37 protein-coding genes are annotated in these 24,439 nt (G+C 61.0%); 10 read left to right on the forward strand and 27 right to left on the reverse strand.

The genetic code is table 11. From position 1 onward, the window contains the following. From mnmC2 to EHF33_RS08525, 4 genes are read left to right on the forward strand one after another with little or no spacing between them, the layout of a single operon-like run. Entirely contained in the window at nucleotides 1-666 is a 666-nt protein-coding gene (gene mnmC2 / locus EHF33_RS08510; RefSeq protein WP_124870052.1) for a tRNA (5-methylaminomethyl-2-thiouridine)(34)-methyltransferase MnmC2, read from the forward strand. 10 nt (nucleotides 667-676) lie between these two features. Next, nucleotides 677-1,654, forward strand: coding sequence for an FAD-dependent oxidoreductase (locus tag EHF33_RS08515; RefSeq protein WP_241191103.1), 978 nt, complete (start codon nucleotides 677-679; stop codon nucleotides 1,652-1,654). Between the two features lie 57 nt (nucleotides 1,655-1,711). Further along, a complete protein-coding gene (locus tag EHF33_RS08520) occupies nucleotides 1,712-2,092 on the forward strand; it encodes a YchJ family protein (protein ID WP_124870055.1) in 381 nt (126 codons plus the stop codon). Between the two features lie 56 nt (nucleotides 2,093-2,148). Then, nucleotides 2,149-2,976, forward strand: coding sequence for a methyltransferase domain-containing protein (locus tag EHF33_RS08525; RefSeq protein WP_124870058.1), 828 nt, complete (start codon nucleotides 2,149-2,151; stop codon nucleotides 2,974-2,976). On the opposite strand, the gene EHF33_RS08530 is transcribed toward EHF33_RS08525, so the two are convergent. The 3 genes from EHF33_RS08530 to EHF33_RS08540 all read right to left on the reverse strand — a co-directional run bounded on the left by EHF33_RS08530 (nucleotide 2,945) and on the right by EHF33_RS08540 (nucleotide 4,923). Next, nucleotides 2,945-3,181, reverse strand: coding sequence for a hypothetical protein (locus tag EHF33_RS08530; protein WP_124870061.1), 237 nt, complete (start codon nucleotides 3,179-3,181; stop codon nucleotides 2,945-2,947). The genes EHF33_RS08525 and EHF33_RS08530 overlap by 32 nt on opposite strands. A 35-nt stretch (nucleotides 3,182-3,216) precedes the next feature. Continuing rightward, nucleotides 3,217-4,125, reverse strand: a complete 909-nt coding sequence (locus tag EHF33_RS08535; RefSeq protein WP_124870064.1) for a bacteriorhodopsin-like — start codon at nucleotides 4,123-4,125, stop codon at nucleotides 3,217-3,219. A gap of 537 nt (nucleotides 4,126-4,662) precedes the next feature. After that, complete coding sequence (locus EHF33_RS08540) at nucleotides 4,663-4,923, reverse strand: hypothetical protein (RefSeq protein ID WP_124870067.1); 261 nt, start codon at nucleotides 4,921-4,923, stop codon at nucleotides 4,663-4,665. Between the two features lie 175 nt (nucleotides 4,924-5,098). Here EHF33_RS08540 and EHF33_RS08545 point away from each other — a divergent pair, with 175 nt between their 5' ends. The 6 genes from EHF33_RS08545 (at nucleotide 5,099) to EHF33_RS08570 (ending at nucleotide 11,539) form a co-directional block, all read left to right on the forward strand. Then, the gene (locus EHF33_RS08545; RefSeq protein WP_124870070.1) at nucleotides 5,099-6,178 is read left to right on the forward strand and encodes a S1C family serine protease; all 1,080 of its coding nucleotides are present in this window, start codon (nucleotides 5,099-5,101) and stop codon (nucleotides 6,176-6,178) included. A gap of 159 nt (nucleotides 6,179-6,337) precedes the next feature. After that, nucleotides 6,338-6,943 (forward strand): helix-turn-helix transcriptional regulator, encoded by a 606-nt coding sequence (locus tag EHF33_RS08550; RefSeq protein ID WP_241191104.1) that lies wholly within the window; start codon nucleotides 6,338-6,340, stop codon nucleotides 6,941-6,943. Between the two features lie 124 nt (nucleotides 6,944-7,067). Then, complete coding sequence (gene ung / locus EHF33_RS08555) at nucleotides 7,068-7,802, forward strand: uracil-DNA glycosylase (protein ID WP_124870074.1); 735 nt, start codon at nucleotides 7,068-7,070, stop codon at nucleotides 7,800-7,802. Further along, nucleotides 7,802-8,836, forward strand: coding sequence for a DNA topoisomerase IB (locus EHF33_RS08560; protein ID WP_124870077.1), 1,035 nt, complete (start codon nucleotides 7,802-7,804; stop codon nucleotides 8,834-8,836). The genes ung and EHF33_RS08560 overlap by 1 nt, the downstream gene beginning before the upstream one ends. A 39-nt stretch (nucleotides 8,837-8,875) precedes the next feature. Continuing rightward, nucleotides 8,876-10,309 carry a class-III pyridoxal-phosphate-dependent aminotransferase gene (locus EHF33_RS08565; protein WP_124870080.1) on the forward strand — a complete coding sequence of 478 codons (1,434 nt, stop codon included), beginning with the start codon at nucleotides 8,876-8,878 and terminating at the stop codon, nucleotides 10,307-10,309. Nucleotides 10,310-10,405: 96 nt separating this feature from the next. Beyond that, nucleotides 10,406-11,539 (forward strand): citrate/2-methylcitrate synthase, encoded by a 1,134-nt coding sequence (locus EHF33_RS08570; protein ID WP_124870084.1) that lies wholly within the window; start codon nucleotides 10,406-10,408, stop codon nucleotides 11,537-11,539. An 85-nt stretch (nucleotides 11,540-11,624) separates the two neighbouring features. Here the strand turns inward: EHF33_RS08570 and EHF33_RS08575 are convergent, their stop codons facing one another. From EHF33_RS08575 to tuf, 24 genes are all read right to left on the reverse strand, one after another. Then, nucleotides 11,625-12,242: an adenylate kinase gene (locus EHF33_RS08575; protein WP_124870087.1), complete on the reverse strand. Its 618-nt coding sequence runs from the start codon at nucleotides 12,240-12,242 to the stop codon at nucleotides 11,625-11,627. Between the two features lie 135 nt (nucleotides 12,243-12,377). Then, nucleotides 12,378-13,694, reverse strand: a complete 1,317-nt coding sequence (secY, locus tag EHF33_RS08580; protein WP_124870089.1) for a preprotein translocase subunit SecY — start codon at nucleotides 13,692-13,694, stop codon at nucleotides 12,378-12,380. Next, on the reverse strand, nucleotides 13,694-14,164 hold the full coding sequence (gene rplO, locus EHF33_RS08585; RefSeq protein WP_124870091.1) for a 50S ribosomal protein L15: 471 nt from the start codon (nucleotides 14,162-14,164) through the stop codon (nucleotides 13,694-13,696). Before rplO ends, secY begins: the two co-directional genes overlap by 1 nt. Then, the gene (gene rpmD / locus EHF33_RS08590; RefSeq protein WP_124873004.1) at nucleotides 14,161-14,328 is read right to left on the reverse strand and encodes a 50S ribosomal protein L30; all 168 of its coding nucleotides are present in this window, start codon (nucleotides 14,326-14,328) and stop codon (nucleotides 14,161-14,163) included. Before rpmD ends, rplO begins: the two co-directional genes overlap by 4 nt. 14 nt (nucleotides 14,329-14,342) lie before the next feature. After that, the gene (gene rpsE, locus EHF33_RS08595; protein WP_241191105.1) at nucleotides 14,343-14,939 is read right to left on the reverse strand and encodes a 30S ribosomal protein S5; all 597 of its coding nucleotides are present in this window, start codon (nucleotides 14,937-14,939) and stop codon (nucleotides 14,343-14,345) included. After that, nucleotides 14,929-15,276, reverse strand: coding sequence for a 50S ribosomal protein L18 (rplR, locus tag EHF33_RS08600; protein WP_124870097.1), 348 nt, complete (start codon nucleotides 15,274-15,276; stop codon nucleotides 14,929-14,931). Before rplR ends, rpsE begins: the two co-directional genes overlap by 11 nt. Further along, entirely contained in the window at nucleotides 15,273-15,830 is a 558-nt protein-coding gene (gene rplF, locus EHF33_RS08605; protein ID WP_124870100.1) for a 50S ribosomal protein L6, read from the reverse strand. The genes rplR and rplF overlap by 4 nt, the downstream gene beginning before the upstream one ends. Nucleotides 15,831-15,839: 9 nt before the next feature. After that, on the reverse strand, nucleotides 15,840-16,241 hold the full coding sequence (rpsH, locus tag EHF33_RS08610; RefSeq protein ID WP_124870103.1) for a 30S ribosomal protein S8: 402 nt from the start codon (nucleotides 16,239-16,241) through the stop codon (nucleotides 15,840-15,842). Nucleotides 16,242-16,427: 186 nt separating this feature from the next. Further along, nucleotides 16,428-16,697 carry a 30S ribosomal protein S14 gene (gene rpsN, locus EHF33_RS08615; protein ID WP_124870107.1) on the reverse strand — a complete coding sequence of 90 codons (270 nt, stop codon included), beginning with the start codon at nucleotides 16,695-16,697 and terminating at the stop codon, nucleotides 16,428-16,430. 110 nt (nucleotides 16,698-16,807) lie between these two features. After that, nucleotides 16,808-17,347, reverse strand: a complete 540-nt coding sequence (gene rplE / locus EHF33_RS08620; protein WP_124870110.1) for a 50S ribosomal protein L5 — start codon at nucleotides 17,345-17,347, stop codon at nucleotides 16,808-16,810. A gap of 61 nt (nucleotides 17,348-17,408) precedes the next feature. Continuing rightward, a complete protein-coding gene (gene rplX, locus EHF33_RS08625; protein WP_124870113.1) occupies nucleotides 17,409-17,771 on the reverse strand; it encodes a 50S ribosomal protein L24 in 363 nt (120 codons plus the stop codon). Then, nucleotides 17,771-18,175, reverse strand: a complete 405-nt coding sequence (gene rplN / locus EHF33_RS08630; RefSeq protein WP_124870116.1) for a 50S ribosomal protein L14 — start codon at nucleotides 18,173-18,175, stop codon at nucleotides 17,771-17,773. Before rplN ends, rplX begins: the two co-directional genes overlap by 1 nt. Then, on the reverse strand, nucleotides 18,172-18,459 hold the full coding sequence (rpsQ, locus tag EHF33_RS08635) for a 30S ribosomal protein S17 (protein WP_124870119.1): 288 nt from the start codon (nucleotides 18,457-18,459) through the stop codon (nucleotides 18,172-18,174). Before rpsQ ends, rplN begins: the two co-directional genes overlap by 4 nt. Before the next feature lies 1 nt (nucleotide 18,460). Next, nucleotides 18,461-18,679: a 50S ribosomal protein L29 gene (gene rpmC / locus EHF33_RS08640; protein WP_124870122.1), complete on the reverse strand. Its 219-nt coding sequence runs from the start codon at nucleotides 18,677-18,679 to the stop codon at nucleotides 18,461-18,463. Then, nucleotides 18,666-19,091 (reverse strand): 50S ribosomal protein L16, encoded by a 426-nt coding sequence (gene rplP, locus EHF33_RS08645; RefSeq protein WP_124873005.1) that lies wholly within the window; start codon nucleotides 19,089-19,091, stop codon nucleotides 18,666-18,668. Before rplP ends, rpmC begins: the two co-directional genes overlap by 14 nt. Continuing rightward, nucleotides 19,091-19,840, reverse strand: a complete 750-nt coding sequence (gene rpsC, locus EHF33_RS08650) for a 30S ribosomal protein S3 (protein WP_124870125.1) — start codon at nucleotides 19,838-19,840, stop codon at nucleotides 19,091-19,093. Before rpsC ends, rplP begins: the two co-directional genes overlap by 1 nt. Continuing rightward, nucleotides 19,840-20,175 carry a 50S ribosomal protein L22 gene (rplV, locus tag EHF33_RS08655; protein WP_124870127.1) on the reverse strand — a complete coding sequence of 112 codons (336 nt, stop codon included), beginning with the start codon at nucleotides 20,173-20,175 and terminating at the stop codon, nucleotides 19,840-19,842. Before rplV ends, rpsC begins: the two co-directional genes overlap by 1 nt. Next, the gene (gene rpsS / locus EHF33_RS08660; RefSeq protein ID WP_124870130.1) at nucleotides 20,175-20,462 is read right to left on the reverse strand and encodes a 30S ribosomal protein S19; all 288 of its coding nucleotides are present in this window, start codon (nucleotides 20,460-20,462) and stop codon (nucleotides 20,175-20,177) included. Before rpsS ends, rplV begins: the two co-directional genes overlap by 1 nt. A 12-nt stretch (nucleotides 20,463-20,474) precedes the next feature. Continuing rightward, nucleotides 20,475-21,308 (reverse strand): 50S ribosomal protein L2, encoded by an 834-nt coding sequence (gene rplB, locus EHF33_RS08665; protein WP_124870132.1) that lies wholly within the window; start codon nucleotides 21,306-21,308, stop codon nucleotides 20,475-20,477. 13 nt (nucleotides 21,309-21,321) lie between these two features. Continuing rightward, a complete protein-coding gene (gene rplW / locus EHF33_RS08670) occupies nucleotides 21,322-21,576 on the reverse strand; it encodes a 50S ribosomal protein L23 (RefSeq protein WP_241191320.1) in 255 nt (84 codons plus the stop codon). Nucleotides 21,577-21,608: 32 nt separating this feature from the next. Next, entirely contained in the window at nucleotides 21,609-22,235 is a 627-nt protein-coding gene (gene rplD, locus EHF33_RS08675; RefSeq protein WP_124870138.1) for a 50S ribosomal protein L4, read from the reverse strand. Next, complete coding sequence (gene rplC, locus EHF33_RS08680; RefSeq protein ID WP_124870141.1) at nucleotides 22,235-22,858, reverse strand: 50S ribosomal protein L3; 624 nt, start codon at nucleotides 22,856-22,858, stop codon at nucleotides 22,235-22,237. The genes rplD and rplC overlap by 1 nt, the downstream gene beginning before the upstream one ends. Continuing rightward, nucleotides 22,855-23,178 (reverse strand): 30S ribosomal protein S10, encoded by a 324-nt coding sequence (rpsJ, locus tag EHF33_RS08685; RefSeq protein WP_109824828.1) that lies wholly within the window; start codon nucleotides 23,176-23,178, stop codon nucleotides 22,855-22,857. Before rpsJ ends, rplC begins: the two co-directional genes overlap by 4 nt. Nucleotides 23,179-23,183: 5 nt before the next feature. After that, nucleotides 23,184-24,401: an elongation factor Tu gene (gene tuf / locus EHF33_RS08690; RefSeq protein WP_124870145.1), complete on the reverse strand. Its 1,218-nt coding sequence runs from the start codon at nucleotides 24,399-24,401 to the stop codon at nucleotides 23,184-23,186. Between the last annotated feature and the right edge of the window lie 38 nt (nucleotides 24,402-24,439).

The following is a 24,439-nucleotide window of genomic DNA, read 5'->3' on the forward strand; positions in this document are numbered from 1 at the left end:
ATGGCTGAAGCGAGCACAGCTGAACGCACCTCGGACGGTACACTCACGCTTTTCAGCGAGCGCTACGGCGAGTGGTATTCGTCCATGCACGGCGCGGGGGCACAGTCACGCACGGTGTTTTTGGAAGCCACCGGAACGCACCTCCACCCTTTTGCACAGGTGCTGGAAATTGGCTTTGGGCTGGGCCTCAACTTCCGCACCACCTTGACGAGTGCCGAGAAGCGCGGCGCGGCGCTGAGTTACCTCGCTTACGAAGCCTTTCCGCTGGCGGCCTCGGCATTGGCGCAGGTCGCGGCGGGCGAAACCCATCCGCTGTGGACGGCGCTATTGGGGGCATGGGACGCAGGCACCAAAGCAGGCCAGCTCCACCTCTGGCACGGACAATATGAGGTGAGGGTAGAGTTTGCCGACGCCAGCGCCGCGCCGCTACCGCGCCAGTGGGCCAGCGCCATTTACCTCGACGGCTTCAGCCCCACCAAAAATCCCGAAATCTGGACGCCGGACTTTTTGGCCCGCTTGGCGGATAGCTTGGCGGCGGGCGGCACTCTGGCAACGTACAGCGCAGCGGGCGCGGTACGGCGCAGTTTGCTGGCGGCGGGCTTGGCGGCCAAAAGGCGGCGAGGCCTGGTGGGCAAACGCGAGTTTTTGGTGGCGCACAAGCCGTGAGTGTGCAGCGGTGAGACTGCTCATCATCGGCGGCGGCATTGCGGGCGCGGCGGCGGCTTACTTCGCGGCGCAGGCAGGCCACCGCGTCACGCTGCTGGACGCGGGCGCGGGCCGCTCAAGTGACGTGCCCGCCGCGCTGCTCAATCCGGTGCGCGGGCAAAGCGGCAAGGTGGAGCCTCAAGCTTTAGCGGGTTTGCGCTGCACTTGGGCGCTGATTGCCGAATTACAGGCAGCGGGCCAGCGCATCCCACACGGCCAAACTGGAGTGCTGCGCCCCGTACCCGACGAAAAGACCCAGCGCAAATGGGCCGCCGCCCTGCCCGCCGAACTGCCGCACATTTGGCGCGAGCCTGCCGGATTGCCACCAGGCTGGCAGAGTGTTCTCGAATTGCCGGAAGGCGGCTGGGTCAGCGGCGCGGCCTTCGTCAGAGCGCTCAAGCAGGCCTCGGGGGCGCGGCTGGTGCGCGGGAAAGCGGCGCGAATCTGGGCCAGCGGCGTGGCTTTGGAAAGCGGGGAGGTACTGGAAGCCGAGCGGGTCATTTTTTGCGGCGGCTCGTTGGGCGCTAAATTCAGTCATCAAAATGGCGGCGAGCATGGCAGTCACTTCGAAGGCGCAACTCACCGAGCGGGCAGCCTGCTCCTGCTCAGTCAAGCGCCCCAGCAGCCGCTGAGTTTCGGCGCTTACCTGTCTCCGGCAGCGGTGGGCGGCGTGTTGGGAGCCACCTTTGAAACGCCTGCGGCCAGTCACGCGGCAGCTTTGGCAGGCGGTTTGCCGCTCAACTCACTGGCTTGGGTGCTGCAAAAAGGAGCGGCCCTGCGTGACCTCAGCGGCGTGCAAGTCACGGGCCGCTGGACAGGCGTGCGGCTTTCGCCTCTGCGCTCTGAACCAGACGCAGCGGGCGTGTACCACCTCAGCGGGCTGGGCAGCAAAGGGTTTTTGCTGGGCCCGCTGCTGGCGCGGGAGCTGGTGCGCGAACTTTCAAGCTGAAGCTGACTGAGTTGGTCGGTCGAGTGAGTTCAGCGCCCACCGCGTTACTCTGGAGGCATGCCGCCGTTGCCTTTTCCTCCCTTCAAGCTCTGCCCCTGCAACTCCAAACAACCTTACGCTCAGTGCTGCGGCCCGCGCCTGAGCGGTGAGCAACCGGCCCAGACCCCCGAAGCGCTGATGAGGTCGCGCTACAGCGCTTACGTTTTGCAAGACGCCACTTATCTGCTGACCACCTGGCACCCCACGACCAGACCCGCCGAATTGGAGGTGGGGACGCAGCCGCAGTGGTTGGGCCTGAATGTGCGACGCGCTGCGGGCGACACCGTCAGTTTCACCGCCCGATACCAGGAACGGGGGGTGCGCCGCGAACTGCGAGAGCGCAGCACTTTTGTGCAGGAAAGCGGGAAGTGGTTTTATTTGGACGGGGTTGAAGGTTAGTGTTGTCTCTAGAGTAGTTACACTAGCACCACTGAGCGGCTGCTTAAACTTGGCGCATGTGGAATCCCCAGCAGTACCTTCAGTTTCAAATCGAGCGGGATCGGCCCTTTTTTGATTTGCTCGCGCAGGTGCAGGGCGACCCCCAACAAATCGCCGACCTCGGCTGCGGCACCGGCCACCTGAGCGCCGCGCTGAGTCGGCGCTGGCCGAAAGCACAGGTGACCGGTGTGGACAGCAGCCCCGAAATGCTGGAACAGGCCGAGCAATTTGTCAGTTCGCACCTCGGCTTCGTTCGGGCCGACCTGCGCACCTGGCAACCCGAGCGCCCCGTGGATCTGCTGCTGAGCAACGCCGCCTTGCAGTGGGTCGATAACCACGCCGAACTGATTCCCCGTTTGGCCGGTTGGGTCGCTCCGGGCGGCACCTTCGCTTTTCAGGTGCCGGGTAACTTCGACGCGCCCAGCCACACGCTGCTGGCGGAAGTCTCAGCCCGCCCGCACTGGAAACTGCTGCTCAGCGGCCAGCAACGTGACAAAGCCGCCCTGAGCGCCTACGGCCCCGCCGAATACACCGCTGTGTTGGCTCCACTGGGCTACCGTGTCAACGCTTGGGAAACCACTTACCTTCATCTGCTACCCGCCCAAGAAAATGCCGTGTTGGACTGGGTCAAAGGGACGGCGCTGCGGCCCGTCCTGGCTCAACTCAGCGCCGCGCAGAGCGCCGAATTTTTGCAGGAGTACGGCGAGGAACTCAACAAGGCGTACCCAGCGAAAAGCTACGGCACGCCTTTTGAGTTCCGGCGAATTTTTGTGGTGGCTCAACGGGATGAGCCGGCAGCGCTAAAAGTTGCAGCTACTCAGCAGCTCCGCCGTCCCAAATGCTGACAATCCAGATGTACGTGACGGTCAGGAGAGTGATGGCCGCGTAGATCAGGCGCAGGCCGATCAGATGCGGCCCCAACAGATCACTGCGGAAGTAGTCGAGGGCCAGTGCCGAGGCAACGAGCAGCACCAAGCCCAGCGCCACGAAACCCTGATGGCGGCGCACGAAGATAAACAGAGGGCGAACGGCTGGGGCGGGCTTGGTCATGCTCATCAGGTCTCCGGCAGTCTCAGGTGAGTGGATTAGGTGGGGCGTTCAGTGGCCGCCGGGCTGGTGCTGTTTTCCGGGACGCCCACACTGCGGTCATGGGCAGTCTTTTCCAGCGCAATAAAGTAAATCAGGGTGCCGAAGCCGACTTTGGCGAGAATATCCGCGATGCTGTAGCCCACTTGAAGCCCAACGACTCCGTTGGCACTCAAGCTGCCGCCGCCCAGAATGACGGGCAACAGGTAAGCGATCGGGTAAAAGCCCCAGGAAGCGAACAGCAGCAGCCGCAGATTGCGGGTCAGCACCTGCACCCGTGGCGGCTGGCGATCCAGAGACTTGCCCAATTCGACAAACAGCGTGTAGACGATATAGATAAACGGAATGGTGCTGATGGTTCCCCAGATCAGGCGTGTCGTGGTGTCGCCGGAGATTTCACCGGGATAGCCCGTGGCGATCATCACGAAGGCGGCCACCGCCAAGCGCCAAATCATGCCCGAAGCGATATTGCTGGCGAGGGCCAGCACCGCCACGGTTTCGACCAGCAGCAGCGGCACTGTCAGAATCCAGTCGGCGTAGCGGTAAGCGTCGTTGAAGGGAACAGCCGTAGCGACGTAGGCTCCGGCGTTCAGGGCATAGGACTCGTTCCAAGAGTTGAAGATTCGGAAGTAGTGGTAGCAGGCCACGGCCACCACCAGCGCCGAGACCACCATCGCCGGGCGGTACTTGGGCGACAGATTTTGCTGGGCCATTACGAAGAAAATGAAGCCTGCGCCCATGGTGGCGATGGTGATTGAAAATATCTGATACACCAAGCCGAACTGACCGCTGCTCAGCGAGAGCTTGGCGGCCTCGACTGGGGCGTTTTGCGTTTGTGCCAGCACAGTGCCCAGCAGCACGGTCAGCGTGGCGACAAGCCAAGTGAGCGGCGTGAAACGTTGCCTCATAACAACTCCTGTAGAGAGAGCCGCACCGGAAAGGCGCGGGGAGTGGGCCGCGAGTACGACGGGCTCGGGAGCCAGGTGGTGAAAAGCGCTCCGTTCGTCAGATTCTGGATACCCGTCAGCGCAAGGTTTGCGTCAATTGGGAGTTGAAGGACGAGCGCAATCCGCTTCCGCTTGCTCCTTGGATCGGAGCAGCTGACCGAGGTTTGGGCCAGTCCCCAACAAAGGAGAAAGGGAGCTGAAGATCAGTCCTTGCCGCCCTGCTTTTTTCATAGTGCTCCTCCTCAAAAACGAATGACCACGCGCCGTAGACATGCAGCATTTCCTTGAAAGGACTGGCTCTCATCTCTCACGACCTCTCACGGCAAGCGCGTTGAGGAGATTGTTGGCTTGTACGTCTCATTGATTGTTAATAATTTATACAATCAGGGACATCGACTCAAAGCCGAAGAGTGCCCCAAAATACTATTGATCAATACCCCACCTCCGACAACTGTCAGGGGTGGGGTATTGACGCACAGGGAACTCGGCGCGGGTTGTTTATTGGCGCTTGACGGGAAGCAGCAACACGTCCCAGTGGTGCAGCAACAAGCTGCTGAGCATCACCATAAACGTCAGCAGCAACCCGAACAGCGTTGGATCAGGCTGCTGCGAATAGCCGTAAGCCGACACCACAAACAGCGAACACAAACTCAGCAGTAGTTGAGGACGCTGCTCAGGGCGGTGGCGGTAAATCCACAGCCCAGCAAGAGTTGAAAACAGCAGCGGCAAGGTCAGAATGTTCAGCATCTCTTGAGGCATTTCTCATAATTTAGCAAGTTCGGTCTGACAAATGTCTCTCTGAATTGCGATGGTGGTTGAGGAAGTGGGGCGTCTGTGTTCGTGCCTGCAGTGTTCACGCCCCCATTCCCTCCCCAAACGGCTAGCTGGCCATTCGGCGGAAGTCAAATGGCGGGCAGCGGCGCAAGATAGTCGCATGACAAGGAACACTCCCCCCGAAAACAACACGTTTTCCGATCTGTCTGAAGCGCTTTCCAGCGCCGTTGCTCAAACTTCTCAATCGGTGGTCACCGTCTTGGCCGCCCGCAGCATCAGCGGCGTCGTGACCGGCCCAGATGAAATCCTGACGGTGGCGCACGTCCTGCACGGCGACGAAGTGCAGGTGCGCTTGCCGGATGGCCGCGAGCTCAGCGCTCAGGTGGTGGGCCGCGACCCCGCCAGCGATCTGGCGCTGCTGCGGGCCGGGAATCTCGGCCTTCCCGCCGTCAGCGCCAGTCAGGGCGCACAAGTCGGTGAACTGCTCAGCGTGGTGGGCCGCACCCCTCGGGGTCTTCAAGCGGCCCTCGGTTTTATGGGCGCGTCTCTCCCCCAGCGCGGCCTGATGCCCACCGGAGCGGCACCCTTTAGAGGCGTGTCGGGCGGCGGCGTCTTTGATGCACGCGGGGGCCTGATCGGCGTGGCCAATGCCGGGATGTCACGCGGCGAGCTGCTGGCCGTACCTGCCGAGCGGGCGCTGAAAATCGCGGGCCTGCTCTCCCGCGATGGCCGGGTACCGCGTGGCTACTTGGGGATCGGCACCCAGCCGGTTCACTTCCCCAGCGACGCCCCGCACAACGTACCCGACGCTGACGGAGAACAAACCCAAAATCAAGCCCAGCCCCACCAAAGTGGCCCGCGTGGACATGGCCCACAGGAACGGGGCGGACGCGGCGGCCCACAGCGCGGCGAGTTTGGCCCACGTGGTCGCGGCAGCTGGGGTGAGGGCGATTGGAGCGGCCCACGTGGCGGCTGGAACCGTGAGGGCTGGGCCGGACGCGGCGCTGATCCTCGGCGCGGAAAAATCGGCCTGACGGTGGTGCAGATCGAAGACGGCAGCCCCGCCCAAAGCGCCGGGATCCTTCTCGGTGACGTGCTGCTGAGCATTGCCAATACACCCATCCGTCACCCCGGCCAACTGCTGGAAGCAGTGCGCGGCCACGCGGGCGAACACCTGACGCTCGGCTTGCTGCGCGGCGGCTCGGAGCAAGCCGTCACCGTGACGCTGGGAGAAAGGTAGAAGGAGCGTGTGGCTTGTGAGAACCGAAAAAACGGGAGTGGAGGAACGATCTCAAAACTGGACTGCTCTCCTCCACCTTTTTCACACGCCGCGCACCATCCATGCGAGGCTTGATCGGTGTTGAGTGACCTGCTCTCTGACCTCCACATTTTCATTGGCTTGCGCTCTCCCGCTGCGGCGGCGTGGGTTCGCGCCTTTTTGCTGGAAGCGGGCCTGACTGTCGTCAAAAGTGCTGAGGAAGCCGATGTGCTGCTGCTTGACGACAATGCTTTGAGTGACTTGGGCACGCTGCGCGACTTCGTGGGCGGCGTGGTGGCGCTGGGCAGTCCGGTGTGGGTGGGCGCTTTGGCTGATCTGGCCCTCTCCGGCTGGGCCGCCCTGCCGCCCGACGCGGGGCCAATGGAAGTGGTGGCGGGTGTGCTGGCGGCGGCCGCAGGCTTGGCAGCTCTCCCCACTGAGCAGGCCGAGTTGTTGCAACTGGATACTGAACTGTCAAGCACTGCTTTTGCGGATACCAGTTTTTCAGATACCAGCGATCCTGATTCCCTGCCCGACCTGCTCGGCAATGTCCACCTGACGCCCCGCGAGCACGAGGTCTTGGAACTCCTCGCGGCGGGCCTGAGCAACAAACGCGCCGCCAAACAGCTCGGTGTCAGCGAACACACCATCAAGTTTCACGCGCAGGCGCTGTATTCCAAATTGGGGGTGCAGAGCCGCGCCGCCGCCGTGACCAGAAGTGTGCAACTCGGCTTGCTGAGCGTGTGAGATGGGGCGTGTGAGATTGAGCCTACGGAGCTGAGTAGGTGAGGCGCGGCCTCATCTTTTCTTATCTTCACCCCCTTCATCAATTCAGACAATCACCCGGCGCGGCCTGCGCTCTAATTTCGCCATGCCTGACGCTCAAGCCTCCCTATTCGGCGCGGCCCCCGAAGTTGCGGCCGATCTGCCCGCTTTGCCTGAATCCTGGCAGGCAGCGCTGCGAGACGAATTTGCCAAGCCGTATTTTCACGCCCTGATGCAGTTTGTGGATGCTCAGCGGGCGGCTGGCCCAGTTTTTCCGCCACCGGAAGACGTGTTCACAGCCCTACAACTCACCCCACTCGATGAGGTCAGGGTGCTGATTCTGGGCCAAGATCCCTACCACGGCGCGGGGCAAGCTCAGGGACTGGCGTTCAGCGTGCGTCCGGGCGTGCGGGTGCCGCCGAGCTTGGTCAACATCTACAAAGAACTGCGCGACGATGTCGGCTTTCAGATTCCCAAACACGGCGATTTGCGAACCTGGGCCGCTCAGGGCGTGCTGCTGCTCAACGCCGTGCTGACGGTGCGCCAGGCCGAGCCCAACAGCCACGCCGGGAAAGGCTGGGAAGCGCTGACCGACGCCGTGATCAAAGCGGTGAATGCCAAGCCGGAGCGGGTGGTGTTCGTGCTCTGGGGCGCGTACGCCCGCAAGAAAGCCAAGCTGATTACCGGAGAGCAGCACGTCATTCTGGAATCGGCCCACCCCTCGCCGCTGAGCGTCACCAAATTTATGGGCACCAAGCCCTTTAGTCAGGTCAATGCGGCCCTTGAAGCGGCGGGGCGCGGCAGCATTGACTGGCAACTGCCGATGCAGGCGGGCGATTGATGCCGTCCCGCACCGACCTCTTGCAAGACGAGTACCTGCGCCGTGAGGGCCAGAAAGCGGGTGAGTTCCAGTATTTCTGGCCGGACAGCACGCCTTACGAAGACCAAGCGGGGATCGAGCGGATCTCGGCCCTCGCGGTGCCGCCTGCTTATCAAGGCGTGTTTGTCAGTCCAGACCCCGACGCTGAGGTGCAGGCTTTTGGCCGCGACGCCGCCGGACGGTTGCAGTACCGCTACCACACCGACTTCGTTCAGGCCGGAGCCATCAAAAAGTGGCAGCGACTGACCCGTTTCGCCACGGCCCTGCCCAACCTCCGCACTGTCACGGCCACCGATTTGCGCCTCGCGGCAGACGCAAAGGGTGGTCTGCCCCGCCGCAAAGTGCTGGCGCTGATGACCCGTTTGTTGCACGTCGCCCGCTTCCGGGTCGGCAGCGACATCTACGCCCGCGCCCACAAAACCTACGGCCTCTCCACCCTGCGCCAGCGCCACGTCAAGGTGGAAGGCAATACCATTTCCTTTGACTTCAAGGGCAAGCATTCGATCTGGCAGCACAAACAAACCGTCGACAAGACGCTGGCCGCCAACCTCCAAAAGCTGCTCGACTTGCCGGGGCCGTGGCTGTTTCAGAGTGTGGATGAGGATACACGCCGCCGGGTGCGCTCAAGCGACCTCAACGCTTACCTCCATGACGTGATCGGCCCGTTTACCGCCAAGGATTTCCGCACCTGGGGCGGCACGCTGCTGGCCGCCGAATTTCTGGCCGAAGCAGGCACCCCGGAAAGCGAAAGGGCTGCTCAGAAAACGCTAGTCGAATGCGTCAAATACGTGGCCGCCGACCTCGGCAACACGCCCGCCGTGACGCGCGGCAGTTACATTTGCCCGGTCATCTTTGACCGCTACCTCGCCGGAAAAGTGCTGGACGACTACGAGCCGCGCACCCTCAAGACGCCTGCGTTCGAGGGACTGACCCGCAGCGAAGCGGCCCTCAAGCGCCTGCTGGAAAGCGAGAAGACACTCAAGAAGGGCAAATGAAGCCGTCTGCCGCTCACCTGCCGCTCTAGAATGGCGGGTATGACTTCCACCCACGACTTTATCCGCGCCGACGATGTGCTGAGCGGCAAGCTCTCGGACGCACAAACGGTCTACTTAGAGAAAAAATACGGTCACGGCAAGCTGATTCGGCTGCTGGAAGTGGTCGGCACTGGCGGCCCCTTCAAAGTCAAGTCGCCCTGGGAACTGGAAGACCGCGCCGGGCAGACGGTCATCAACGCTTCGGGCTACGCCGCCTTGCCATTTGGCGACAACCCGCCGGAACTCAACTTGTTTTTGCGCCAGGTTCTGGAGCAAACCGATCAAGTCATGTTCGGCCAGCAGTCGATCACCACCTGGCGGGCGGCGCTGGAAACCAACTTGGTGCGGCTGCTGGCCCGTGAAAGCGGCGATCACCACGACTCCCGCGTGTTTTTTTCCAACAGCGGCACCGAAGCGGTCGAAGCGGCCATCAAATTTGCCCAAGCGGCCCGCCCCAAGGCCAAGTACCTGATTAACTTTACCCGCGCTTATCACGGCAAAACGCTGGGAGCGCTAGCGGTCACGCCCAATCCCAATTTGCAGGGGCCGTTCAAAAATATCCTCAATCCGGCAGTCATCACCTTGCCCTACGGCGACGCCGAGGCCGTCGAGCGGGCGATCAAACGGGTGGGCGATCAGGTGATTGCGGTGCTGCTGGAACCGATTCTGGGCGAGGCGGGCGTCCGGATTCCGCCGCCGGGGTTTCTCAAGCGGGTGGGCGAAGTTTGCCGCACCAAAGGCGTGATCGTGATCGCCGACGAAATCCAAACCGGACTGGGCCGCAGCGGGCACTGGTTTGAAAGCGTGGCGCAGGGATTGATCCCCGACATCCTGACGCTGGCCAAGCCGCTGGGCGGCGGGATGCTGCCGGTGGGCGCGACCATCGTGCGCCACGAGATCTACAAGCCGCTGCTGGGCAGTGTGGAAACCATCAAGCGCCACTCCAACACCTTCGGCGGCAACTCGCTGGCGATGGCGGTGGGCCTCAAGAGCTTGGAGATTTTGCTCGACAACGATTATCCGGCCCGCTCACGGCGGCTGGGCGAACGCGGCCTGACCCGCCTCAAAGCTGTGCAGCGCCAGCATCCGGCCCTGATCGAAGAAGTGCGCGGCGCGGGAATGCTGTTTGCCATGAACTTCCACCCTGTCGCCAAGTTGCCTTTCAAACTGCAAGGCGAGCTGATTGCCGAAGTGACTGGCATGCTGGCGCTGGTGGCGTTTTACCGCTCCGGCGTGCTGCTCAATTTCTCGCTGAACGCTGCCCGTACCATGCGCCTGACCCCGGCCATGAACATGCCCGAGGAACTGTTTGACCGGATGTTCGACGATGTGGAAGCCGCCGCCGCCGAGCACCCCAGCAGCTTCGCCCTGGTACAGAAGTACGGCACGCCGGAGCTGCTCAGCCTCGTCAAAGCGGCCTTCTTGGAAGACTGAGGCGGTGAGTAAATACACCTGCCCCGGCACGTTCCTGCCTTCGTAACAAAAAGCAAAGACGGGGCGCGGTGAGGAGAGTGGTAGACTGACTCCAACATGACTGAAATCGCCAAAGGTTTAGAGGGCGTGCTGTTTACTGAAAGTAAACTCACCTTCATTGACGGAGCGCAAGGCATTCTCACCCACCTCGGCATTCCCATTCAGGAGTGGGCCGAGAACAGCACGTTCGAAGAGCTCAGTTTTGCGCTGCTGCACGCCAAGTTGCCGAGCGCCGCCGAACTGGCCAAGTTTGACGCCGAGCTGCGGGCCAACCGCGAAATTCCCGCCGAGCTGATCAAAGAAATTTCGAGCTTCCCGCCGGCGGCCAACCCGATGCAGATGCTGCGCACCGCCATCAGTGCGCTGGGCCTGTATGACGCGCAGTCCGAAGACACCAGTGAAGCGGCCCGCTACGCTATCAGCGTCCGGCTCATCGCTCAGTTTTCCACCGTCAGCGCCGCGATTGCCCGCGTGCATAACCGCCAAGACATCGTGGCCCCCCGCGCCGATCTCACCCACGCTGCCAACTTCCTTTACATGCTCAGCGGCAAAGAGCCAAGCGCCGAGCAGGCCAAGCTCTTTGATATCGCACTGGTGCTGCACGCCGATCACGGCATGAACGCCAGCACTTTCACGGCCATTGCGACTTCCAGCACGCTGAGCGATATGTATTCCTGTGTGGTGTCAGCCATCGGCGCACTCAAGGGGCCGCTGCACGGCGGAGCCAACGAAGCCGTGATGGACATGCTCGACGAGGTCGGCACGCCCGACAAAGCCGCCGACTACATCACCAAAAAGCTGGACAACAAAGAAAAGATCATGGGCGTGGGCCACCGCGTCTACAAAAACTTCGATCCGCGTTCGCGCGTGCTGCGCGACTACGCCGAACACGTCGCCAACAAAGAAGGCAAGAGCAATTATTACCAGATCTTGGAGACCATCGAGAAAATCGTGGTCGACCGAATGGGTTCGCGTGGTATTTATCCGAATGTGGACTTTTACAGCGGCACGGTCTATTCCGACTTGGGCATCAGCAAAGAGTTTTTCACCACCATTTTTGCGCTGGCCCGTGTCAGCGGCTGGTGCGCCTCGGTGATCGAATACACCCGCGACAACCGTTTGCTGCGCCCTGACGCCGTCTACACCGGAGCCACCGATCAGCATTATGTGGAGTTGAAAGACCGCCAGTAAGCTCAGATTTTGAGCAACTAAGCAGGCAAGCCAGCGGGCCACTTCCTTAAAGGGGGTGGCCCGCTGGCTTGCCTACTCGGTTTCTTTAGCCGATCGCGTTTTGCAAGCGCTGGTAAACCTCGTCCATGCTGCCGACGCCGTTGATGGTCTTGAGCTGGCCTCTTGCGGAGTAATAATCGATCAGCGGTTGGGTCTGCGTGCGGTAGACATTTTGGCGTTCGCGGGCCACCACCTCCTCATCGTCGTTACGCTCTGAGGTCTTACCGCGCTCCAAGATACGGGCAATCAGCAGTTCTTCGGGAACTTCAAGCAGCGGCACTGCGCTGATCGGTGCGCCGAGTTCATCCAGCAGACCGTCCAGTGCCTCGGCCTGAGCAGTGGTGCGCGGGAAGCCGTCGAAAATCACCCGTACACTGTCCATACTGGCGAGGCGGTCACGAATCAGGGCAATCAACAAATGATCCGGCACCAATTGACCGGCTTTCATAATTGGCGCGGCTTGCAGGCCCAATTCGGTGCCGCGCTCCACATGGTCGCGCAGAATATCGCCGGTACTGATTTTGATGAGCTGCTTATCAAAGGCCAGACGCTCAGCCTGAGTGCCTTTTCCTGCGCCGGGCGGGCCAAGGAAAATCACCACTTGGTGCTGATCTTGCGATGGTTTGCCGGAAATGTCAATCTGAACCGTTTTATTTTGGGTCATTCTTGTCCTTTCTTCCGCTTCGGGACGGTGCCTGCTTCGCTGCATTTTTCAAGGCGGCCTAATTTCTCCAACAGAATAAGGCGCACGATGAGGTGCGCCTTAAAAAGGTCTAACTTGGAAAAGGAGAACTGCCGCTCAGAGGCGTCCGCGAATGCGGCCCTTGCTGATAAAACCGTCGTAGCGGCGCACGGTGAGTTGGGCTTCGAGCTGCTTGAGGGTTTCGAGCGCCACACCCACGATGATGAGTAGGCCAGTGCCGGAAAACTGAAAGGTGGTCACGCCAGTCCAGCGCTGCACCAATTGCGGCACCACCACCAAAATCGCCAAGAAGAGAGCGCCCCACAGCGAAATCCGCATGCTGATGTTGCCCAAAAAGCCAGCGGTAGGCGTGCCGGGCCGCACACCGGGAATAAAGCCGCCTGCCTCACGCAGTTGCTCGGCAATCCGCTTGGGGTCAAATTGCACGCTGTTGTAGAGGAAGGTAAAGCCGATAATCAGCAGCACTTCAATACCGGTGTACCAGACGCTGCCCGCCGCCAGGTACTGCTGAATAAAGGTCGATATCGCAGGCGCACGTTTGACGGTGGCCTGCTCAATCAAGTTTGGCAAAATCAGCATGGCCGAAGCGAAAATCACCGGAATGACGCCCGCCTGGTTGAGCTTGATCGGCAAATAGGTGGCCTGCCCGCTGTAATTGCGCCCCGAAGAGCTGGGCGTACCGCCACGGGCGCGGGCGTACTGCACTGGCACCCGCCGCTCAGCTTGGTAAACGTAGACAATGCCCACGACCACCACGATGATGATCGCCAAAAACGCCACGATACTCAGAATGCCGAGGTTGCCCTCTCTGAACAGCGTCGCCGTCGCACCGATCTCGGTGGGATAGCGGGCAATAATGCCGAGCGTGATGATGAGGCTGATGCCGTTGCCGATGCCGACTTCGGTGATGCGCTCGCCAATCCACATGGCAAAGGCGACGCCCGCCACTTGGGTCAAGATCATCACCAACAGAGTAAACAGTCCTGGCGTCCAGCCCACCGCGATATTGGCCGCGTTGCTGCTGACAAACAGTGAAAACACGGTGGCCTGCACTGCACCCAGAGCAATCGCGGCGTAGCGGGTGTACTGGTTGATCTTCTTGCGGCCCTCTTCGCCTTCTTTAGAGAGCTTTTCGAGGGCCGGCAATGTGGTGGTCAGCAGCTGAATCACGATGCTGGCCGTGATGTACGGCAGCACCCCCAGCGCAAAGATGGAGAACTGCGAGAGGTTGCCGCCAGAAATCATCCCGATCAGGCCCAGCAAAGGATTTGAAGTCTGCGAGAGGTTGGCGACATTGACGCCCGGCGTGGGGATAGCGTTGCCGAGACGGTAAACCGCCAACAGCAGCAGCGTAAAGACGATCTTCCGCTGCAAATCCGGAATACGGAAGGCGTCGCGGAAGGCTTTCAGCATTAGCGGGTCTTCTGCTCGGCAGCGTCAGGGGCTTTGGGGGCAGGCAAAACGACTGTGCCGCCCGCCGCCTCAATGGCCTTGACGGCGCTCTCGCTGGCGGCGTCCACGTGCAGGGTCAGCGCCCGGCTGACCGTGCCGCGTGCCAGCAGCTTGACCGGGTTGCCTTTCCGGCGAACCAGTCCGGCAGCTTCCAAGCCAGCACGGTCAAAGCTGTCACCTTCCAAGCGGTCGAGCTGGGCAAGGTTGACGACTTCGTACGTGGTACCGACGTTGTTAAAGCCGCGCTTGGGCAGGCGGCTGATCAGGGTCGAGCGACCACCTTCGAAGAACTGGCCTTTGCCCGCGCCGGAGCGCGATTTCTGGCCTTTGTGACCGCGTCCGGCGGTCTTATCGGTGCCGCCGGGGCCGCGTCCAACCCGTTTACGGGTTTTGCGCGAACCGGGCGTGGGGAACAGGTCACTCAGTTTCATGATTCCACTTCCAGCAGATGCTGCACGGTTCTGACCATGCCGCGAATGGCGGGCGCGTTGGAGACTTCACGGCTGTCGCCAATTTTGCGCAGGCCCAGCGCACGGACGGTGTCCACTTGCGACTGAGGACGCCCGATTACGCTGCGCCTGAGGGTAATTTTGATGGTGGTAGAATCGCTCACAAGCTCCCTCCAGCCTCCGCCTCGCCAGCCTGCGTCGTGGCGGACTGAGCAGCGGGACTCTGTTCTTTGGGACTCTGTTCGGTGCTGCGGCTCGTATCGACGCCGCGCAGGGCACGCACTTGCTTGGCCGTCCGCAGGTTCTTGAAGCCGTCGAACACGGCGTAGGCCACGTTGATTTGGTTGCGGCTGCCGATTTCTTTGCTCAGCAGGTTGGTGATGCCGGCCAACTCAGCAATGCTACGCGGCACGGTGCCCGCGATCACGCCAGTACCCGCGCTGGCGGGCTTGAGCAGCACACGGCTGCTGGTCGACACGCCCACGATCTCGTGGGGAATGGTGCCGTTTTCGACCGGCACGGTGATCATGTTCTTGCGGGCCACCGATTTGGCTTTCTCAATAGCAACCGGCACTTCTTTGGCTTTGCCAATGCCCATGCCGACGCGGCCATTTCGGTCACCCAAGATGACGAGCGCAGCGAAACGGAAGCGCCGTCCACCTTGATAGGTCTTGGCGGTGCGGTTGACGTTGATCAGCTTTTCTTCGAACTCGCTGTTCTCGCTGTTGTTGCGGTCGTTTCGTCGGTTAAAAGTCAAGGCCACCCTCCCGCGCCGCATCTGCGAGCGCCTTCACGCGTCCGTGGTAGCGGTACTGACCACGGTCAAACACAACCGCCTTGACGCCCTTTTCGGTGGCGGCGGCGGCCAGTGCCTTGCCGACAGCGGCGGCAGACTCGGTTTTGTTGCCTTCCTTGACTGCCTTGCCTCCGGCCTGCGCGATGGTGGTGCCGGTGACGTCGTCAATCAGTTGGGCGTAGATGTACTTGCTCGAGCGGTAAACGCTCAAGCGGGGGCGCTCCGGCGCGGCGGCGGCGCGAACTTTACTGCGGTTACGCAGCTTGCGGCGCGTATTGGTCTGGTTGGCAGTACTCATTTCTTACCCTTCCCGCCCGTCGCACCGGCTTTACCGGCCTTGAGGGCAATTTTTTGACCGAGGAAGCGCACACCCTTGCCGTGATAGGCGTCGGGCTTGCGGGCTTTGCGAACGTTGGCGGCGACTTGACCGACGAGCTGCTTGTCGATGCCCGACACGTCGATTTTGGTGGGTTCCGGCACTGTGAAGGTGACGCCCACTGGCGGCTCGATGATGACGGGGTGGCTGTAGCCCACCGACATTTCGAGGTTCTTGCCGGTCAGCTTGGCACGGTAGCCGACGCCGCGCAGCTCTAAGTTAATGGTGAAGCCGTCCGAGACACCCTTGACGGCGTTCGCGACCAAGGTGCGGGTCAGGCCGTGCAAGGAGCGGTGGTCTTGGCGGTCATCGGGGCGGGTAACCACGATCTGGTCGCCTTCCTGCTTGACGGTCAAGGCGGTGTTAAAGGGAACGGTCAGTTCGCCTTTGGGGCCTTTGGTCTTGAATACGCCGTCAACGATGCTGGCGGTTACGCCACTCGGCACAGCAATGGGTTGTTTACCGATTCGGGACATAGCGCCTCCTTACCAGAGGACGCAGACGACTTCGCCGCCCACGCCCTCTTTGCGTGCGTCACGGTCAGCCAGCAAACCTTTGCTGGTCGACACGATAGCCACGCCCAGACCGCGCTGGATGCGGGGCAGGTTGTCGTGGCTGACATAAGCGCGGCGGCCCGGACGGCTGATGCGCTCGATGTGCTTGATGACTTGCTCTCTTTTGTTGCCGTAGCGCAGCGTCAGGCGCAGCACGTCAAATTTCATGCCCTCGTCGCGCACGCGCTCGGCGGACGCCACGAAGCCTTCTTTGACCAGCAGTTGAGCGAGTTGCTCTTTGAATTTAGAAGCCGGAACATCCACGGTTTCTTTGTAGGTGCGCGTCGCGTTGCGAATGCGCGTGAGCATATCGGCGATGGGATCACTCAGCATTATTCCTCCGAGAACAAAAGTAAATTGTTCCCCGGACTTCGGCAAAGAGCCAGTGTTGGCTCCCTGCAAGATTTGACCCACTGAGAACCGCCTAAAAAAAGATTTGGCGGCATTCTCTTCTTGGGAATCGACGCTTACTCAGACGATCACCGCAAAAAAGTTGCGGTTCGTATCCAAGAAAGGTGTTTACCAGCTCGCTTTGCGGACACCGGGGAGTTCCCCACGGCTGGCCATTTCGCGCAGCACGATGCGGCTGACGCCAAAAAAGCGGATGAAACCACGGGGACGACCCGTGAACTCGCAACGGTTGTGCAGCCGGGTGGGGCTGGCGTCGCGGGGGAGTTGCGAAAGGCCGTAGTAGTCGCCCGCTTCTTTCATGGCGTGACGCTGTTCAGCGTACTTGGCCACGACTTTCTCGCGCTGCTTCTGCTTGACGATTTTACTCGTTTTCGCCATGCTTCCTTCTCCTTGGCTTGCTTGGTCACCGCATTTTGAATACGGTAGCTTCAACAAGCATGCGCGTGAAACGCTTTTGACGTCACGCGCAACTCGAAATTATAACGCAGTTACTTGCGGAAAGGAAGGCCCATGCCCGCGAGCAGTGCCCGGCCCTCTTCGTCGTTCTTGGCGGTGGTCACGATGGTGATGTCCATGCCGCGCGTCTTGTCGACCATCTCGTAGGTGATCTCAGGGAAGATCAGCTGCTCTTTGATGCCGAGGTTGTAGTTACCACGTCCATCAAAGGAGTTGGGGTTGACGCCACGGAAATCGCGGATACGCGGCAAGCCGATGTTGACCAGCTTTTCCAAAAAGACGTACATCCGGTCGCCGCGCAACGTCACTTTGATGCCGACTGGCATGCCCTGACGCAGCTTGAAGTTCGAGATGCTCTTCTTGGCCTTGGTGATGATCGGCTTTTGCAGAGTGATCAGGCCGAGTTCTTTGGCGGCCTTGTCAATCGCCTTGCTGTCTTCCTTGGCGGAACCCAGACCCTCGTTGACCACGATCTTTTCGATGCGTGGCGCGGCCATCACCGAGCTGTAACCAAACTGCTGAACGAGCGCGGGGCGCACTTCGTCATTGTATTTTTGCTTGAGCTGCTGCATATGTCTTCCTTCTTTGGGCGGGAATAACGCCCAGGACGCGCCTTAAGACGCGCCCCAAAACTTAATCGATGGTTTTGCCGCTCTGAGCGCCCACGCGGACTTTCTTGCCGTCCACGATGGTTTTGCGGATGCGGGTGGCCTTGCCGGTTTCAGGATCGACAAGCTGCACTTTGGAAGCGTGCATCGCGCCTTCGCGCTCTTCGATGCCGCCCGAGGTGCTGCCGGGGTTGGGCTTGACGTGCTTCTTGACGAGGTTGACGCCTTCCACCACGACTTTTTGATCTTCAGGGCTGGCAAACAGTACGGTGCCAGTCTGGCCCTTGTGCTTGCCACGGTTGACAATCACGTTGTCACCCTTCTTGACGTGGAGCTTGTTGCTGTGGTGCTTGCCCGGTTTGGGGGCGCTGATTTTTCCTTGAGGCATTACAGCACCTCCGGGGCCAGCGAAATGATCTTCATAAAGCGGCGGTCGCGCAGCTCACGGGCCACCGGCCCGAAAACGCGGGTGCCGCGAGGCTCGCCCTGATTGTTGATGATCACGGCGGCATTCTTGTCAAAGCGGATGACCGATCCGTCAGCCCGCTTGATGGCGAAGCTGGTGCGGACGATCACGGCCTTGACCACGTCGCCGCTCTTGACGGTGCCGCGAGGAGCAGCGTCTTTGACCGAAGCGACGATGATGTCGCCGACGTGGGCGTAGCGTTTGTTACCGCCGCCGCCGGTGGTCAGGCCTTTACTGCCGACGCCGGAGTTGAGCACCCGGATACACATGATCTCGCGCGCGCCGCTGTTGTCGGCCACGTCGAGACGGGACTGAGGCATGATCATGCTTGACCGCCTTCAGTTTCCACCGCAGTGGTCTCGATGCCGCGTGGGCGCTCGAGCAACTGGGTGACTTTCCAAGTCTTGGACTTGCTGATCGGACGCACCGCCAAAATCTCGACGCGGTCGCCAGTCTTAAATTCGTTGTTTTCGTCGTGGGCCGCGTATTTGTGACTGCGGGTCACGATCTTGCCGTACAGCGGGTGGGCGAAGCGGCGCTCGACTTTGACGCTTACCGTCTTGTCAGCCTTGTCGCTCACGATCACGCCTTGAAGGGTCTTTCTGGCCATCTTACTTGTCACCGTCCTGGCTGGGTTCAGCTTGGCGCTGACGCTCGCTTTGAAGGGTGAGCAACTGCGCGACTTCCTTACGAAGCTGCTTGACTTGGTGCGGATGGGCCAAGTTGCCCACCGCGCCCTGGAAACGCAACTTCATCAGTTCTTCTTTGCGCGAAGCGACTTCTTTTTGAAGGTTCGCCGCGTCAATTTGGCGCAACTCACTGAGCTTCATCGTAAACCTCGCGCTTGACCATCTTGGTCTGAATAGGGAGCTTGTGGCCAGCCAAGCGGAAGGCTTCTTTGGCCTGCTCTTCGGTCACGCCGGAAACTTCAAACATCACGCGGCCCGGCTTGACAACGCTGACCCAGAACTCCACAGCGCCTTTACCTTTACCCATTCGGGTTTCGGCGGGCTTTTTGGTCACGGGCTTGTCGGGAAAAATACGGATGTAAATTTTCCCGCCGCGCCGGAAGTGGCGGCTCATCACGATGCGGCAGGCTTCGATCTGGTTGCTCTTGATCCAAGCCGGCTCCATGGCGATCAGGCCGAAGTCGCCGAAAGCGACGTAGTCGCCGCCTTTGGCGTCACCGCGCATGCGGCCACGCATCTGCTTACGGTATTTGGTGCGCTTGGGAAGCAGCATCATTCACCTCCGGTGCGGCGGCGTGCCGTGGGGCGGCGGCGGTTGTTGCGGTCGCCACCTTCAGGACGGCGCTCGCTGCGCTCAGGACGAGCGGGCTTGGCAACGGCTTCGGTTTTACCACCGATGACTTCACCGTTAAACACCAAGACTTTGATGCCGATGATGCCGTAGCCGGTTTTGGCCAGAGCGGTGCCGTAATCGATGTCGGCGCGGAGGGTGTGCAGCGGCACACGGCCTTCGAGAACCTTCTCGGTGCGGGCCTGCTCGGCTCCGCCGAGGCGTCCGCTCATCACCACTTTGACGCCGCGTGCGCCAGATTCCATCACGCGCTGGGCAGCCTGCTTCATGGCGCGGCGGAAAGCAAAGCGGCGCTCGATCTGCTCGGCGATCCGCAGGGCCACCAACGGCGCAGAGGTGTTGGGATTGGGGATCTCGGCGACGTTGACCGCCACCGTGCCTGCAGTCACCACACGCTCGATCTGACCGCGCAATCTCTTGATGCTCTCGCCGCCCTTGCCGATCACGATGCCGGGTTTAGCGGCGCTGATGATGACATTGACTTGCTGACCAGCCCGCTCGATCTCGATGCGGGCAATGCCGGCAGCCTTGAGTTCGCGGTTGACCAGTTGACGAATGGTTTCGTCTTCTTTGACCAGTTTGCTGTAGGTTTTCTTGCCGGCGTACCAGCGGCTGTTCCAGCCTTTGGTGATGCCAAGGCGAAAGCCGTTCGGGTTGACTTTATTTCCCATTAGGCTCGCTCCTCCAAGATGACCGTGATGTGGCTGGTGCGCTTCTTGATGATGTTGGCCGTACCACGCGCACGTGGGATGAGGCGCTTGAGGGTCGGGCCGGCGTCCACGAAGATCTGCGAGACGTACAAGCGGTCTTCGATCATGTCGTGGTTGTTGACCGCGTTGGCTTTGGCGCTTTTGAGCACCTTGTCCACCGGGGTGCTGGCGGCTTTGGGCACGAAGCGCAGCAGGTCTTCGGCGTCACGGACGTTCTTGCCGCGAATCACGTCCACGACAAGGCGAACCTTGCGTGGGCTGATGCGGATGTAGCGTGCAATCGCTTTAGCCTGCATTACTTCTTCTTGCTCCCTTTGGCGGACTTTTCAGAGCCGTGCCCACGGTAACTGCGGGTCGGGCTGAATTCGCCAAGTTTGTGGCCGATCATTTGCTCGTTCACGTAGACCGGCACATGCTGCTTGCCGTTGTACACGGCGATGGTGTGACCGATCATCTCCGGAACCACCGTACTGCGGCGGCTCCAGGTCTTGATCACACGCTTGTCTTTTTTGGCGTTCTGGGCGTCCACCTTGTTCAGGAGGTGGTCATCCACGAATGGCCCTTTCTTCAGGCTACGGGGCATGTCCTACCCTCCTTACTTCCCGCCGCGGCGGGTGATGATGAAACGATCCGAATTCTTGCGCTTGCGCCGGGTTTTAAGACCCTTGGCGAGCTGGCCCCAAGGGCTGACCGGCTGACGGCCTGCACCGGTACGGCCTTCACCACCGCCGTGTGGGTGATCCACCGGGTTCATGGCGCTGCCTCGTTGGTGAGGCTTATTGCCCAACCAGCGACTGCGTCCGGCTTTACCGAGGTTGATGTTCTTGTGCTCGGCGTTGCCGACGGCTCCGATGGTGGCGTAGCACTCGGTGTGCACGCGGCGGAGTTCGCCGCTGGGCAGACGCAGGATGACGTAGTCGCCTTCCTTGCCCTGAAGCTGAATGCTGGTGCCAGCTGAGCGGGCGAGCTGTGCTCCCTTACCGGGGGTGAGCTCGACGCTGTGGACAACCGCGCCGACGGGTACGAAGCGCAAAGGCAGGGCGTTTCCGACTTTGGGTTCAGCTTCGGGGCCGGTCTGAACCATCATGCCGACGGCCAGGCCTTCCGGCGCGATGATGTAACGCTTCTCGCCGTCGAGGTAGTGCAGGAGGGCAATGCGGGCGCTGCGGTTGGGATCGTACTCGATGGAGGCGACTTTGGCGTTGACGCCAGCCTTCCCGCGACGCTTGAAATCGATGATGCGGTACACGCGCTTGTGACCGCCGCCGATAAAGCGGCTGGTGATGCGTCCGTGGTGGTTACGCCCGCCTGTTTTCGGCAGCGCTTCGGTGAGGTTTTTCTCAGGCTTCTTTTTGGTCAACCCCGAAAAATCAGCGGTCGTCATTTGACGGCGCGAGGGGGTATAGGGACGGTACTTCTTAACGGCCATGCTTCAACCTTCCTTAAACCAGACCCTCGAGGGCCTCAATTTTCTGGCCATCGGCGAGTTTGACCATGGCCTTCTTGCGGTCATTGCGGTTGCCGGTAAATTTGCCGACGCGCTTGACTTTGCCTTCGACGTTAAAGGTCGTAACCTTGACCACCTTGACGCCGAACGCCTGCTGAACCGCGTTGCGGACATCGGTTTTGGTGGCGCTGGGCTTGACCCAGAAGGTGTAGACACCCTTTTCCATGCCTTTGTAGGCTTTTTCGCTCATCACCGGGATTTGCAGGGTTTCGTAGATGCTGCTCACTGCTGCTCACCTTCCGAATTGGATTGGGGGACATCGGTCTTGGCGGGTTCCAGCACGGCGGCGTCAATGACGAGGCGCTCGTGGCGCAAGATGTCATAGACGTTGAGGCCGGCCACTGGCAAAGCCGTGACCCAGGTCAAGTTGCGGGCGGCGCGGCGGGCGTTCGCGTCGTCGGTAACGAGGAACACGCGCTCAGAGCCGTCCATCCCGTTTTCCTTGGCCCAGCTCACAAAGCCTTTGGTCTTGCCGTCGAGGTTAAACCCGTCCACGGCCAGCAGTTTGCCTTGCTCGCTGCGGTCAGAGAGAGCCATCGCCAGACCGAGCTGACGGACTTTCTTGGGCAGGGTGTAAGCGTAGCTGCGGGGTTTGGGGCCGAAGGCCACGCCGCCGCCCACGAAGTTGGGAGCGCCACGGTCGCCGTGACGGGCGTTGCCGGTGCCTTTTTGGCTGTACATCTTCTTACTGGTCGCACTGACCTGGGTACGGGTCTTGGTGCTGGCCGTTCCGGCACGGCGCTTGGCGAGCTGCCAAGTGACAACTTCGTGCAGCAAATTGGGGTTTGCCTTGGGCAACTCCAACTCGATGGTGCGGGCATTCGCGCCCACCACGTTAATCTGAGCCATTACTTCGCTCCCTTGACGGCCTGACGAAGCTCCACCAAGCTGCCGGTCATGCCGGGAATCGCGCCTTTAATGAGAATCAAGTTCTCGCTGGCGCGGATTTCCACGACTTCCAAGTTCTGCACCGTGACGCGCTCGACGCCCCAGTGTCCGGCCATGCGCTTACCTTTGTAAACGCGGCCTGGCGTTTTACGCTGCCCGATCGAACCGGGACGGCGGTGCCACTTTTTGGAACCGTGGCTGGCGGGGCCGCCGGAAAAGTTCCAGCGGCGCATGACGCCCTGAGTACCGCGCCCCTTGCTGATGCCGGTGGCGTCGATCTTGTCACCTTCACCGAAGATGTCCAAAGTGATGGTGTCACCGTCGGGGGTGAAGTCACGGAACTCGCGCAGGTAGCGCATGCCGCCGACGCCCGCTTTCTTGAGGTGGCCGAGTTGCGGACGGGTGATGCGCTTTTCAGACTTAGGCGAGAAGGCCACTTGCACGGCTTCGTAGCCGTCGGTGGCCGCCGTTTTGCGCTGCACCACCGGGCAAGGCCCGGCCAGCACCACCGTCACCGGAACGGCGCGGTCGCCTTTCCAGATCTGAGTCATGCCGATTTTGGTACCGAGAATGCCCTTGCTCATGCGCGTCCGCCCACGGTCTTGATTTCAATGTCGACGCCGGTGGGCAAGTCGAGGGTCATCAAGCTGTCGATGGTCTTCTTGGTGGGATTCATGATGTCCACCAAGCGGTTGTGGGTGCGGATTTCAAAGTGCTCTTGGCTGTCTTTATCGATAAAAGGCGAGCGCAACACACAGAAGCGGCGGATGCGGGTCGGCAGCGGCACGGGGCCGGTCACGTCCGCTCCGGTACGGCGCACGGTGTCGACGATCTTGCTGGCCGACTGGTCGAGCGCTTTGTGGTCAAAGCCACGCAGTTTGATACGGATTTTAGGGGCTACCATTTCACTCACTCCACGATCTTGGTGACGACGCCCGCGCCGACGGTGCGGCCACCTTCGCGGATGGCGAAGCGCAGGCCTTCTTCCATGGCAATCGGCTTGATCAGATCGACGATAAAGGTCACGTTGTCGCCGGGCATCACCATTTCCACGCCCTCGGACAGTTCCACCACGCCCGTCACGTCGGTCGTGCGGAAGTAGAACTGAGGACGGTAGCCGCCGAAGAACGCGCTGTGGCGTCCGCCTTCGTCCTTGCTCAGCACGTAAACGCTAGCTTCAAACTTGGTGTGCGGCTTGATCGAACCGGGCTTGGCCAAAACTTGGCCGCGCTCCACGTCGTCACGGGCCACGCCGCGCAACAGCACGCCGACGTTGTCGCCGGCCATGCCGGAATCAAGGAGCTTGCGGTGCATTTCGATGCCGGTGACAGTGGTCTTGCGCAAATCGCGCAGGCCGATGATCTCGACGTCGTCCTGAACCTTGACGATCCCGCGCTCGACGCGTCCGGTAGCGACGGTGCCGCGTCCAGTGATGGTGAACACGTCTTCGACGGGCATCAAGAAAGCCTTGTCGGTGTCGCGCTCAGGAGTGGGGATGTAGGAGTCCACGGCGTCGAGCAGTTCCCAGACGTTGTCGACCCACTTATCGGTGCCGCGTGCCATTTTAGGCGTGGCGGTCAAGGCTTCGAGGGCACGCAGAGCGCTGCCCTTGACAACCGGCACATCGTCGCCGGGGAAGTCGTACTTGGCGAGAAGTTCGCGAACTTCCATCTCGACCAGCTCGAGCAACTCTTCATCGTCGACCATGTCGACCTTGTTCATGAAGACGACGATGTGGGGCACGCCGACTTGCTTGGCGAGCAGGATGTGCTCGCGGGTCTGGGGCATCGGGCCGTCAGCGCTCGACACGACCAAGATCGCGCCGTCCATCTGGGCTGCGCCGGTGATCATGTTTTTGACGTAATCGGCGTGACCGGGGCAATCCACGTGGCTGTAGTGACGCGCAGCGGTGGAGTACTCGACGTGGGCGGTATTGATGGTGATGCCACGGGCCTTTTCTTCAGGGGCCTTGTCGATCTGGTCGTAGCGCATGGTCTCGATGCTGGCGTCGATTGAGGCAGCCGTGTAGGTGATGGCGGCGGTGAGGGTGGTTTTGCCGTGATCGACGTGACCGATCGTGCCGATGTTGACGTGGGGCTTGTTGCGCTCGAATGTTCCTTTTGCCATGTGATTACTCCTCCAAGTGGTGGGCGACATGCTCTGCT

The organism is Deinococcus psychrotolerans (assembly GCF_003860465.1).
Lineage (GTDB): Bacteria > Deinococcota > Deinococci > Deinococcales > Deinococcaceae > Deinococcus > Deinococcus psychrotolerans.